We start from the raw sequence: 12,670 nt of genomic DNA, 5'->3' as shown, positions 1-12,670 counted from the left end.
CGGGGGTACGTACAGGAAGCATAAGCATACTGATGGTTCCGCCGGGGGGTCGTTCTGCCGCTGGCTGAAACCCCGCCGGCGGCAGGGCGGGTGCCGATGCAGACCAAAGGCAGCGCCGTTCGGGCTGTGGGGATGGCCTGCGCCGCAGGGTGGGCACTAGTATTCGAAAGTGCCCGGGCACCCCATGCCATTTCCTGAGGGCACGCACAGGTGAAAGGACCTCCATGTCTACTGCCACCGCGGAAGCTGATCTCACTGTCCAGACCACCGAAGGTCCGGTTCGCGGCCGGAGTACCGGCACCACCAGGACCTGGCACGGCATACCGTATGCGCAGCCGCCGGTCGGGGAGCTGCGGCTGCGCCTGCCGCGCAGGCCTGAACCCTGGCAGGACGTCCTGGAAGCCGGCGGATTTGGGCCGTGGGCACCGCAGCAGGTCCGGCGGTTCCTCCCCGGAGCCGGCCCCAGGACACCGATGAGCGAAGACTGCCTGAGAATCAACGTAACCGCCCCGGCCCAGCCGTCCGCTGCGCCGCTTCCGGTGCTGGTCTTCATCCATGGAGGGGCGTTCAGCACCGGTTCGGCGGCCATGGACCTGGTAGACGGCACACGGCTGGCCGCCGACGGCAACGTCCTGTTCGTCTCGATGAACTACCGGCTGGGCGCGCTTGGATTCATGGACTTCCGCGCCTATTCGACGTCCCAGCGGAGCTTCGACGTCAACGTGGGCCTGGCAGACCAGGTGGCCGCCCTGGAATGGGTGCGCCGGAACATTGCAGCCTTCGGGGGAGACCCGGAAAACGTCACACTGTTCGGTGAATCTGCCGGCGCCATGTCAGCGCTGACGCTGATGTGCGTCCCGGCCGCGGACGGCCTCTTCCACCGCACATTCCTGCAGAGTCCTGCCCCGGCGGCGGCGTACGGCCCCGACCTCGCGTCCCGGTGGGCGGGAGAGTTCCTCGCCCTGTTGGGCACCGAACCCGGAGGTGCCGCCGAGGCGCTCTCGGGCCTGGAGGCGTCCAAACTCGTGAAAGCAGCGGATGAGCTCAGCAACAGGATCACGCCGGAGACCATGCCCGGCGCACTCAGCCTGGCGCCGGTTGTGGATGGATCCTTCCTGCCGCTGCACCCGCTGGAGGCTTTGGCTGCGGGGTGTGCCTCCCGCGTCCCCATGGTGATTGGCACCATGGACAACGAAGGCACGCTCTTCGACAAGCTCCACGACATCCTGCCCACCTCGCAGGAACGGATCGAGCGGATGTTCGACCTGACGGACCCTGCGAGCCGCGGACGGGTCACAGCGGCCTACCGTGGCTATCCGCACAAGAAACAGGCAGTGGAGCTGGGCGGAGACGCAGTCTTCTGGTATCCCAGCGTGCAGGCCGCACAGGCCCACGCTGAGCACGCCCCAACCTGGTTCTACCGGTTCGACTACGCACCGAGGGCAGCGCGCGCGGCCGGTCTGGGCGCCACCCACGGACTGGATCTCACGGCGGTTTTCGGGAACTACGACGCCGGCACGGGACGGATGCTGCTCAGCATGGGCAACCGCCGCACGGCGAGGAACGTAGGGCACCGCTTCCAGTCGGCGCTGCTCCGGTTTGCCCGGACCGGCGCGCCGGGTCCCATGTGGCCCCGCTATGACGAAACCTCCAGGCGCACCAAGATCTTTGACCGGTACGACAGGATCGAGCTCGATCCCCGGGCGGTTCGGCGGCAGGCCTGGACCGGTTACCGGGGCTACCGCTAGGCGGCCCCTGCCGGTCCGGCAACCAGCCGGGAGCCGCATAAGATTGAAGGCATGACCGCCACCCTCGTTGCCCGCAGTCTTTCCGGCGGTTACGCCCACCGCGTCCTCTTCTCCGGACTCTCGCTCACCGTTGCGCCCGGGGATGTCGTTGGGATTGTCGGTGCCAATGGCGCCGGGAAGTCCACGCTGCTCGCACTTCTTGCAGGGGCCGCTGCACCTTTTGACGGCACCGTGGAACGCCACCCGACGGATGCTTTTGTGGGCTGGATGCCGCAGGAGCATGACCGCGTTCCGGGGGAAACCGTCGCCGCCTACATTTCCCGCCGGACCGGCGCCGTTGCTGCCACAGCGGCAATGGAAGCCGCCGCGGAAGCACTCGGGTCTGAATCAGTGCAGGCTCAGGACGAGTACGCCGCCGCACTCGACACCTGGCTGGCGTCCGGTGCCGCAGACCTCGAAGAGCGCATGCCTGCGGTGCTGGCCGAGCTTGGGCTGGAGGTGGGCCCGGATGCACTCATGACGGGCCTCTCCGGCGGCCAGGCAGCACGTGCAGCCCTTGCCGCCCTGCTACTGAGCAGGTTCGACATCGTCCTGCTCGACGAGCCAACGAATGACCTGGACCTGGAGGGCCTCGCGAAGCTGGAGGAGTTTGTCCGCAGCCTCCGCGGCGGCGTCGTGCTTGTTTCCCACGACCGTGAGTTCCTGGCCCGGTGCGTCACCCGGATCGTGGAACTGGACCTCGCGCAGAACCAGGTAGCCGTATACGACGGCGGCTATGACTCCTTCCTCGAGGAGCGGGCCGTTGCCCGGCGTCATGCCCGCGAGGCGTACGACGAATTCGCCGGGCGGAAGGCGGATCTGGTGGCCAAGGCCAGGACCACCCGTGAATGGAGTTCCCAGGGCGTGCGGAATGCGATGCGCAAGTCTCCGGACAATGACAAGATCCGCCGCAGGGCCAGTATGGAGTCTTCGGAGAAGCAGGCGCAGAAAGTGCGCCAGATGGAATCCAGGATTTCCCGGCTGGAGGAAGTGGAGGAACCCCGGAAGGAATGGCAGCTGCAGTTCTCGATCGCTGCCGCACCCCGGTCCGGTTCGGTGGCAGCGGTCCTGAATGAGGCCGTTGTAACCAGGGGCGGTTTCACCTTTGGGCCAGTCTCGCTCCAAGTGAACGCGGGAGAACGCATAGGCATTACCGGCCCCAACGGCGCGGGCAAGTCGACCCTTCTGGCACTGCTGCGCGGAACCCTGGACCCGGATCACGGATCGGCATCGCTGGGATCGGGAGTGGCCCTGGGGGAAATCGACCAGCTGCGCACCCAGCTCGCCGCGGACGAGCCCCTCGCCGCTGCCTTCGAGGCCTGTGTCCCGGAGATGAACGCCGGGGAAGTGCGCACCCTGCTCGCAAAGTTTGGGCTGAAGGCGGACCAAACCGGTACCAGGACCAGTGCCTTGTCCCCGGGCGAACGGACCCGGGCTGCACTGGCGCTGCTCCAGGCCCGCGGCGTGAACCTCCTGATCCTGGATGAACCCAGCAACCACCTGGACCTGCCCGCGATCGAGCAGCTGGAGGAAGCCCTGGAGTCCTACACCGGCACGCTCCTGCTGGTCACCCACGACCGCAGGATGCTGCAGAACGTCCGGCTGGACCGCAGGTGGCACGTGGAAAACGGAGCCGTCACAGAGCAGTAGGCTGGGCCGGCACACCGGCCGGGGGTAGACATGTGTGTGACTTTTGTTGCAGATGTGATAAAAGTCTTCTAAGGGCGGCACTGCCTATCTCACGGGCAGTACCGCCGCATTGCGGGGGAAAGAAGTTGCTATGGCTTTGACGAGCGCACCACTGCGTGTCCAGCCACGGTCTCAGGAGAGGCGGGCAGCCAGGACCCCTGGCGTACTGCGCAAGCTGGACGTGACGGTACTCCTGGTGGTCTGGATGGCCTGCGTCCTGACTGATTGGGATACCAGTGCCAAGATCGAGCTGAACATCGCCGCCGTCGGCCTTCTCTGCCTCAAGGAAGTGGCAGTCCACCGCTACCTGCTGCGCCGCCGCCCGCGGCTGGGCTAGCAACCCGCCCGGCTACTCCTTCCCCTCGCAATCCAGCCCGGGGACACCTTCCATGCCCCGGCTCTGGTTCCGCCGCGGCGAGGGGTCTATCGTGGATAAGCGCGGAACGGGAGCCCTTTTGCCCGGCTTGGTCAGGTTCACGGGGCCCCGCCGCCCGGCGGAAGCAGGTGAGGGATGTCCGTGGACATGTCAGCACTCGAAGTCGAAACAGCAGACGGCTGGGTGCGCGGTGTTGTCGAAGACGGTGTACGTACCTGGCGGGGCATTCCCTACGCTGCGCCGCCCCTGGGGGAGCTGAGGCTGCGTGCCCCTGCGCGGCCTGATCCGTGGACCGGGATCCGCGATGCCTCACAGTTCGGTGCCATTCCTCCGCAGTCCCGCGGCCTTGCCCTGACAGGTTCGCGGCGAAGGCCGCTCATGAGCGAAGACTGCCTGAGCATTAACGTCAGCGCGCCGCTGGACCAGGACCAGACCGGACTTCCTGTCCTGGTGTACTTGTACGGCGGTGCCTTCAGCTCCGGATCCTCAGCTGTACGGACGTACCGCGGAGCCAACCTGGTACGCACCGGCGGGGTTGTGTACGTGTGCCTGAACTACCGGATCGGTGCGCTGGGGTTCATGGACTTCACCTCCTTCTCCACGCCGGAACGGCCGTTCGATTCAAACCTCGGACTCAGGGACCAGGTTGCTGCCCTCCAATGGGTCCAGGAGAACATCGCGGCGTTCGGCGGTGATCCGGACAACGTCACCATCTTCGGGGAGTCGGCCGGCGGAATCTCCGTCACCGCACTGATGTGCATTCCCTCCGCGGAGCCGCTGTTCCACAAGGCCTTTGCACAAAGTCCCGCGCCCGCCGGGGCGTATTACCCGGACATGCACGAACGCTGGGCGCTGGACCTGCTGGAGATCCTCCGCGTGGATGAGGCCCATGCGGCCGAGGCGCTGTCCCGCATACCTGCAGGCAAGCTGGTGAACGCCATCCAGAAAATGACCATGAAGATCGGCCCGGTCCAGCAGCCGGGAACACTGAGCGTCTCACCTGTGATCGACGGGGAATTCCTGCCCCGCCACCCAATCGACACCTTCCTTGACGGTGAATCGGCGCCCAAACCCCTGGTGCTGGGGACCATGGCCCAGGAAGGTGCACTCTTTGCCAAGCTGGACAACATCCTGCCTTCGACGCCGGCACGGATCGAACGGATGTTTGCCGGAACGGACCCGGCCGCCCGCGACCGCGTGGTGGCTGCCTACCCCGGCTACCCTTCCCGGGACCAGTCCGTGGAGATCAGCGGAGACCTCGTGTTCTGGTACCCCAGCCAGATGGTGGCTGAGGGCCATTCCAGGGTTGCCCCCACCTGGATCTACCGTTACGACTACGCCACCAGGCTCATGAACCTTCTAGGCTTTGGTGCGACCCATGCCTTCGACGTTCCGGTGATGTTCGGCGAAACCAATGAACGGACCATGCGTGCGCTTTCCCTGCTGGGAGGCATGGATGAACTGCGCGAACTGTCCGCACGGTTCCAGGGTTCCCTGCTCAGCCTGGCCCACCGGCATCTGCCGGGCGCGGACTGGCCGCGGTACGAGGAACAGAACCGGCATACAAGGGTCTTCGACCGGGAGGACCGCATTGAATCCGATCCTTTTCCCGAGCGGCGCCGGGCCTGGGAGGGCTACCGCGGCTACATCTGAGCCGGTACTGTTCCACAAGCCCTATGTCCACGATCGAGGAGCCAGCATGAGTGCACATTACGACGTCGTTCTCCTGGGAGCCGGGCCCGGCGGCTACGTTGCCGCTATCCGCGCCGCACAGCTGGGTCTCAGCGTTGCAGTCATCGAGGAGAAGTATTGGGGAGGGGTCTGCCTGAACGTGGGCTGCATCCCGTCCAAGGCGCTGCTGCGCAACGCAGAGCTGGCACAGATCTTCACGCGCCAGGCGGACACGTTCGGCATGCACGGCGACGTGAGCTTCGACTACGGAGCCGCCTTCGACCGCAGCCGGCAGGTGGCCGACGGCCGGGTCAAGGGCGTCCATTTCCTGATGAAGAAGAACAAGATCACCGAGTACGACGGGCATGGAGTCTTCAAGGACGCCCACACCATCGAAGTGGCGCTTTCGGACGGCAAGTCCGAGGAGGTCACATTCGAGAACGCAGTCATTGCCACCGGAGCTTCCGTAAAGCTGCTGCCCGGGGTTGAACTGAGCAAGAACGTGGTCACCTACGAGACGCAGATCCTCAGCCGCGACCTGCCCGGGAAGATGGTGATCGTCGGTGCCGGAGCCATCGGCATGGAGTTCGGGTATGTGCTGCGCAGCTACGGCGTGGACGTGACGATCATCGAGTTCATGGACCGCGCCCTGCCCAATGAGGACCCGGACGTGTCCAAGGAGCTCACCAAGCAGTACAAGAAACTGGGGATTCCGATCCACACCTCGGCCAAGGTCGAGACGGTTGCGGACAACGGCAGCTCAGTGACCGTCACGTACACGGACAAAAACGGCAGCCAGCAGTCAATCGATGCGGACCGGGTCATGATGTCGGTGGGATTCGCCCCGCGGCTGGACGGCTACGGCCTGGAAACCACCGGTGTGGAGGTGACGGACCGCGGCGCGATCGCCATTGATGACTACATGCGCACCAGCGTCCCCAACCTTTATGCCATCGGCGACGTGACCGCGAAACTGCAGCTGGCCCATGTCGCCGAGGCCCAGGGCGTAGTGGCAGCGGAAACGATTGCCGGTGCGGAAACCATGCCGCTGGGGGACTACCGGATGATGCCCCGGGCCACCTTCTGCCAGCCGCAGGTAGCCAGCTTCGGACTCACCGAGGCCCAGGCGCGGGACGAGGGGCACGACGTCGTGGTCAGTACCTTCCCGTTCACCGCAAACGGCAAGGCGCACGGCCTGGGGGAGCCGGTGGGCTTCGTGAAGCTCATCGCGGATTCTGCCTACGGCGAGCTGCTCGGCGGGCACCTGATCGGTCCGGACGTTTCGGAACTGCTCCCCGAACTGACGCTGGCGCAGAAGTGGGACCTCACGGCCTCGGAACTGGCCCGCAACGTGCATACCCATCCGACCCTGAGCGAGGCACTCCAGGAAGCGTTCCATGGGCTGACCGGACACATGATCAACTTCTGATCTCCACCGCCCGCGCACGTCCTCAGCGGGCGTAGCGCAGCAGCAGGGTGTCCGCTGAGCGCAGGACGTGGCGCAGCCGCAGCCTGGTGAGTTCCGGAGGGGCTGCTGAACTGATCCGTCCGGCACTTCCTCCGGCGAACACCGGTGAGAGCGTGAGGCAAAGTTCATCAACCAGTCCTGCGGCCTGGAACGACCCGGACAGCTGAGGCCCTCCCTCACACAGCACACGGGAGTAGCCGCGGCGGTGCAGGACGCCGGCCGCCTGCCGGGGTTCGACGGTCTCGTTGCCGGCCGTGACAACGTCCGCAACCCGTTCCAGCGCCGCGCGCGCCGCGGCCGGCGCGGAGGCTGCGGTCAGGATCAGGGGACGCACCGGAGCCTCGGTGAAGAAGTCCGAACCAGGGTCAAGGTCCAGTGAACCGGAGACGACGGCGATGCCCGGGTGGGCTGCCAGCCCGAGCCGTGTCCGCTGCGTCCGGACTTCCGCCGGAACCAGCTCACCGGCATATCCCTCGGCGCGCACCGTTCCTGCGCCAACCAGGATCGCGTCCGCCGTGGAACGGAGCAGTCCAAAGACACGCCGGTCGGCGTCGTCCCCCAGATCCCCTGAACGCCCGTTCCAGCTGACGGCCCCGTCCACGGACGCCACGAAATTGAACCGGAAGCAGGGACTGGCCGCCGGGGAAGCAGCCGGCCAGGCATAGGCGTCCAGGAGCTGACTGTCATCGAGCTCCGAGTCCGATCCGGCCAGGCAGATGGCCGCCGTCCTCACTGGGCGGGCTCGTTCACGTCGCCCATGTTGTGCCGCAGCCGCACCGGTTCGCGCCAGCCGAGGATCGCCTCGGTCATCCGGATGGCACGGGATGCGGCGCGGACATTGTGCATGCGCAGGATCCGGGCGCCGTTGAAGACCGCCGCCACGGCTGCCGCCAGTGACCCCTCAACGCGTTCCAGCTTCGGCTCGTCAAGGGTTTCCCCAATGAAGTCCTTATTGGAAACCGCTGCCAGGACCGGGTATCCAACCTCGGCAATCTCCGCCAGTCTCCGGGTCAGTTCCAGGGAATGCAGCGTGTTCTTGTTCAGGTCGTGGCCCGGATCGATGATGATCTTCTCCGGCGCAACACCGAGCTCCTGGGCATATTCTGCGCGGCTGCGCAGGAACCCGGCCACTTCGGTGACCACGTCCGTGTACTGGGGGCGGGGATAGACAGTCCGGGGAGCCGCCAGGCTATGGGTAACCACCAGGTGCACACCGGCCCCGGCCGCGACCCTGGCCAGCTGGGGATCATGCAGGCCGGTGGTGTCGTTAATGACGTTTGCGCCCGCCTCGATGGCTTTCTCCGCAACCGCCGGATGGAACGTGTCGGCGGAGATAATGACGTCGGATTGATCACGCACCGCCCGGATGACGGGCACGATCCGGGCCGCCTCCTCAGCCGCGTCCAGCGCCGGACCGGGCGCGAACGGTACACCGCCGATATCCACCCAGTCAGCGCCGTCGTGCACTGCGTTCAGCGCGGCGGCGACTGCCGCTTCCTGTCCAAAGGTCCGCCCGGCATCGTAGAACGAATCGGGGGTGCGGTTGATGATTGCCATCAGGGCAACCTGCCGGCGGAAATCCAGCGCGCGCGCCCCCAACCGGTGTACCGGGTGGAGAAGCGGAGGATCGAAATGGCCGGCACCGGATGCGGTGCGCCGGCCGGCAGCGCTGTTCAGACTCATAATTGCATCCTACGGTGGTGCACAGTCATGCCCGGCGTGTGCCGCCGGCCCAGGAAAGGTCCCGCCCATGGAACTGCCTCTGTCCCTGCCCGTCCAGCCCATGCTCGCCAAGCCGGCGGCCGGCATACCGAAGGGCAGCTATGCCTATGAGCCGAAGTGGGACGGATTCCGCGCGGTCGTGCTGCGGGACGGCGATGAGGTGGAGGTCATCAGCCGCAACGGCCGCAGCCTGAACCGCTACTTCCCCGAACTCATTGAGGCGTTCCGGCAGGGGCTGCCCCGCAAGTGCGTAGTGGACGGAGAGATCATCCTCATCAGCGCCGACGGACAGCGGCTGGACTTCGACCAGCTGCAGCAGCGGATCCATCCTGCCGCCAGCCGCGTGGCGCTCCTGTCGGAGCAGACGCCGGCGTCGTTCGTGGCATTCGACCTGCTGGCACTGGACAACCGGGACCTGACCGGGGAGCCTTTCCAGGTCCGCCGGAGTGAACTGGAAAGGGTCCTGGGTGCGGCGGGCGGGCGGCTGCATCTGACCCGGCAGACCGGGGATTCCGAGACTGCGCAGGAATGGTTCGAGCAGTTCGAGGGAGCCGGTCTGGACGGTGTTGTTGCCAAACCCCTGGACGGGACATATGAGCCCGGCAAACGGGCCATGACCAAGGTCAAGCACCGGCGCACGGCGGACTGCGTGGTGGCAGGCTACCGGGTGCACAAGAGCGGGCCGGACCGCGTCGGTTCCCTGCTGCTTGGCCTCTATGACGACGCCGGCAACCTCGCCAGCGCAGGAGTGATCGGTGCGTTTCCGATGGCCCGGCGCAAGGAGCTCTTTGAGGAACTGCAGCCGCTGGTGACCTGGGAGCCGACCCATCCTTGGAGCGCCGGAGAGCCGGAACCGGGTTCCCGGACGCCGCGCAGCTCCGAAGGAAGCCGGTGGACCGGCAGCAAGGACCTCTCCTTTACTCCGCTGCGTCCGGAGAGGGTCGTGGAAGTGGCCTACGACCACATGGAGGGACCCCGGTTCCGGCATCCGCCGAGTTTCGTGCGCTGGCGGCCCGACCGGGACCCGGAAAGCTGCGGCTACGGACAGCTGGACGAGCCGGTGCGGTATGACCTCGCCGGCGTGCTGCAGGCACCGGGGGCAGCGGAAAATCCTTGACAGGGCAGCCGGTGCGGCGAACCCTGAAACCAGGGATCCCGTGACGGGCTGAACGCTGGAGGTGCCATGCGGGCCGGAAAAATCATCATGATCGTTGCCGGCGGGCTGCTGATCCTCTTCGGCCTGGGCATGGGCATGGGTGCAGCGGCTGCCTCGGCGGCAAGCAGCCACCAGGACAGGGAGGGCTTCTTCACCCTGCCGCGGGAGATCTACCAGGTGGACTCCCACGCCCTCACGCTGCCTGACCTCGAGGTGGGCATGGGCGTGCGCGCCGAAGACAGTGTTGGAACGGCTGTTGTCCGCGGTGAATCAGCAGGCAGCAGCGGCGACCTGTTCATGGGAGTCGGGCCGAGCCGGGACGTTGAACGCTACCTCCAGGACGTTTCCTACAGCGAGCTGCGGGACGTCCGCTTCTCACCCTTCGATGTTTCCTACCGTGAGTACCAGGGCGCGTCGGAACCTCTGCCGCCGGGGGACCAGGACTTCTGGGCAGCCCAGGCGAGCGGGACGGGCGTACAGGAGCTGAGCTGGAACCTGCAGACCGGGGACTGGACCGTGGTGGTCATGAACGCCGACGGCGCTGCTCCGGTGGCAGCGGACCTGCAGGCAGGTTTCCGGGCCGGCTGGCTGGGCCCTCTTGCCACCGGACTCTGGATCGGTGCGGTCTTCCTGGTCTGCGCAGGCGCGGCCCTGCTGGTGGGCGGAATCGTGCTGCTGCGCCGCACCCCGCCCCGGCCGGCACCCGGCTACGGGCAGGGGTACGGTGCCCAGTATCCGGGCGCCTACACCGGGTCCGATTACGGCGGCCCAGACAACGCGTGGCCGCCGTACGGCCAGCCGGGCGGACCGTACCAGCCGGGGCAGTATCCGCGGGGCCCATCCGGGCCGGGGCAGTATCCGGTCCAGTCCCCGCCGCCTGCGAGCCCGCCGCCGTCGTCCCCGCCGCCTGCGAGCCCGCCGCCGTCGGATGCCGACCCGCCGGCATGAGCACCCTCGAGTTCCGGCCGCTGCAGCCAGGGTCCTATGCGAACTAACCGCGGGCATGCCGCCTTCGAAAAGGCCTCGTCCCTGTCCGCAGCATGAGCCTGCATGGGACAGTGAAGGAAGGGATTGCACCGCCAAGAACAGGCGCTGCTGCGCCCGGAGCCGCGACCCGGCGGCACATGGCGGACCGTTCGCCGAATGGATGCCGCATGAGTCCTCACATGAGTCCCAATGAGCTCACCGCTGAATCGCCCATCTCGCAGTGGCTCGAACATCCAAGCGGGCGCGCAATACTTTCCGACGTCCTGGCACGGCGCGGCCCCGATGTGCGGGCGCTTTACGCCATCCAGACCCTGCCGCTCTCATCGATCGTGACCCTTTCCCGGGGGAACGTCACTGCCGAGCAGCTTGACCTGCTGGTGGAAGCCGCGAACCAGAGCATCTCCGAAACCCCGACCAACCCTGAGCTGGCGCACCTGTTCCCGTCTGCACCGCCGCCTTCGCCGATGAATTGGAAAGAGGGAATCATCCCGGGGCGTTTCCGGGGCAAAACGGTGATAGTGACCGGTGCGGGATCCGGAATCGGACGTGCCACCGCGCTCCGGCTCGCCAAGGAGGGGGCCCGGGTCATAGCCGTGGACCTCAACACGCTCCGCATGGAAGCGCTCCTCGAAAACCCGGCTTCCCACGGAACCACCGGCATAGTCGCGGACCTCAGCAGGGAAGCGGACATCCAGCGGATCCTTGCTGCTGCCGGCAGGGAAATCGACGGACTGGCGCTCATCGCGGGAGTCTCGGACGACGTTGAACCGCTGCACGAGGTGGACGATGACCTCTGGGACCGGATCTTCGGTATCAACGTCACCGGACCATTCCGTCTCTCCCGCCAGGTGATCCCGGCCATGCTCTCCCGCGGCGCAGGTTCCATGGTGAATTTGGCCTCACAGGCGGGACTCCGCGGGTCGATCGGAGGGGCTGCCACACCGCTGCGAAGCACGCAGCCATCGGCATGACCCGAAGCGAGGCCTTCACCTATTCTGCCCGCGGCGTACGGATCAACGCCGTGGTTCCAATGCCGACCCGGAATTCTCTTGACTCGAACTACGGATTCCCCGGCGGACTGGGGCCTTTGCCTGCTGCGGCCCTCGTTCCGTCGGACCTGGAAGCGGCCTCCGTTGCTGCACCCCTCACCTACCTGCTCAGTGACGATGCCGTCGCCGTGACCGGAGCGCTGCTCCCGGCTGACGAAGGATGGAGTGTGGGATAGCACACCGGCTTCCAGGTTTGCCTGCGGCTGTGCCGCGTCTGGCAGGCTCCGGTGGGCACCCTCACAGCCGTCCGCAAACAGCCATTCCGCGGGGTTAACCTGAGAATCATGGAATCTGGCGACATCAATTTTCACACCCGCAAATGGGTCAGGCCCGAGGACCTGAACGCAAACGGAACACTGTTCGGCGGTTCGCTGCTGCGGTGGATCGATGAAGAAGCAACCATCTACGCAATCCTTCAGATGGGCAACGGGCGGGTCGTCACCAAGCTGATGTCCGAAATCAACTTCGTAAGCTCCGCCCAGCAGGGGGACCTCATCGAGATGGGGCTTTGCGCCACCAAGTTCGGCAAGACATCCCTCACGATGCGAGCTGAGGTGCGGAACATGATTACCCGCTCCAGCATCCTGACGATTGAGCGCATAGTCTTCGTCAACCTTGACGAAAACGGGCGGCCTGCGCCGCATGGTTACAGCACCGTCACGTTCGACCGTGACCGGCTGCCCACGCACCACCTGCCGGCTTTCCCGCCGCAGGCACAGGCGCAGTTCTAGTCAATACCGGCTGATGCCGGACGGGCCTCCGCCG

The 12,670-nt window shown here is 66.3% G+C and carries 10 protein-coding genes and 1 pseudogene; 9 read left to right on the top strand and 2 right to left on the bottom strand.

Features of this window, described 5'->3' with window-relative positions:
- Positions 1-224: 224 nt before the first annotated feature.
- From NGB94_RS10545 to lpdA, 5 genes are all read left to right on the top strand, one after another.
- Positions 225-1,748, top strand: a complete 1,524-nt coding sequence (locus NGB94_RS10545) for a carboxylesterase/lipase family protein (RefSeq protein WP_325790585.1) — start codon at positions 225-227, stop codon at positions 1,746-1,748.
- 51 nt (positions 1,749-1,799) lie between these two features.
- On the top strand, positions 1,800-3,437 hold the full coding sequence (locus tag NGB94_RS10540; protein ID WP_325790584.1) for an ABC-F family ATP-binding cassette domain-containing protein: 1,638 nt from the start codon (positions 1,800-1,802) through the stop codon (positions 3,435-3,437).
- 130 nt (positions 3,438-3,567) lie between these two features.
- Complete coding sequence (locus tag NGB94_RS10535; protein WP_325790583.1) at positions 3,568-3,813, top strand: hypothetical protein; 246 nt, start codon at positions 3,568-3,570, stop codon at positions 3,811-3,813.
- Between the two features lie 186 nt (positions 3,814-3,999).
- The gene (locus NGB94_RS10530; protein WP_325790582.1) at positions 4,000-5,505 is read left to right on the top strand and encodes a carboxylesterase/lipase family protein; all 1,506 of its coding nucleotides are present in this window, start codon (positions 4,000-4,002) and stop codon (positions 5,503-5,505) included.
- Positions 5,506-5,551: 46 nt separating this feature from the next.
- Complete coding sequence (gene lpdA / locus NGB94_RS10525; RefSeq protein WP_325790581.1) at positions 5,552-6,952, top strand: dihydrolipoyl dehydrogenase; 1,401 nt, start codon at positions 5,552-5,554, stop codon at positions 6,950-6,952.
- A 22-nt stretch (positions 6,953-6,974) separates the two neighbouring features.
- Here lpdA and NGB94_RS10520 read toward each other — a convergent pair whose 3' ends face one another.
- Together NGB94_RS10520 and folP are read right to left on the bottom strand one after the other, a co-directional pair.
- Positions 6,975-7,724 (bottom strand): pyrimidine reductase family protein, encoded by a 750-nt coding sequence (locus NGB94_RS10520; protein WP_325790579.1) that lies wholly within the window; start codon positions 7,722-7,724, stop codon positions 6,975-6,977.
- Positions 7,721-8,674 (bottom strand): dihydropteroate synthase, encoded by a 954-nt coding sequence (gene folP, locus NGB94_RS10515; RefSeq protein ID WP_325790578.1) that lies wholly within the window; start codon positions 8,672-8,674, stop codon positions 7,721-7,723. The genes NGB94_RS10520 and folP overlap by 4 nt, the downstream gene beginning before the upstream one ends.
- Positions 8,675-8,741: 67 nt before the next feature.
- On the opposite strand from folP, the gene NGB94_RS10510 reads away from it, so the two are divergent.
- From NGB94_RS10510 to NGB94_RS10495, 4 genes and pseudogenes are all read left to right on the top strand, one after another.
- Entirely contained in the window at positions 8,742-9,830 is a 1,089-nt protein-coding gene (locus NGB94_RS10510; protein ID WP_325790577.1) for an ATP-dependent DNA ligase, read from the top strand.
- Positions 9,831-9,896: 66 nt separating this feature from the next.
- Positions 9,897-10,817, top strand: coding sequence for a hypothetical protein (locus tag NGB94_RS10505; protein WP_325790575.1), 921 nt, complete (start codon positions 9,897-9,899; stop codon positions 10,815-10,817).
- Between the two features lie 92 nt (positions 10,818-10,909).
- A pseudogene (locus NGB94_RS10500) lies at positions 10,910-12,081 on the top strand (SDR family NAD(P)-dependent oxidoreductase).
- A gap of 108 nt (positions 12,082-12,189) precedes the next feature.
- Positions 12,190-12,636: an acyl-CoA thioesterase gene (locus NGB94_RS10495; RefSeq protein WP_325790574.1), complete on the top strand. Its 447-nt coding sequence runs from the start codon at positions 12,190-12,192 to the stop codon at positions 12,634-12,636.
- Positions 12,637-12,670 lie beyond the last annotated feature (34 nt).

The organism is Arthrobacter koreensis (assembly GCF_035792275.1).
Classification (GTDB): domain Bacteria; phylum Actinomycetota; class Actinomycetes; order Actinomycetales; family Micrococcaceae; genus Arthrobacter_B; species Arthrobacter_B koreensis_A.
This window is presented reverse-complemented; position numbering and strand designations above follow the sequence as displayed.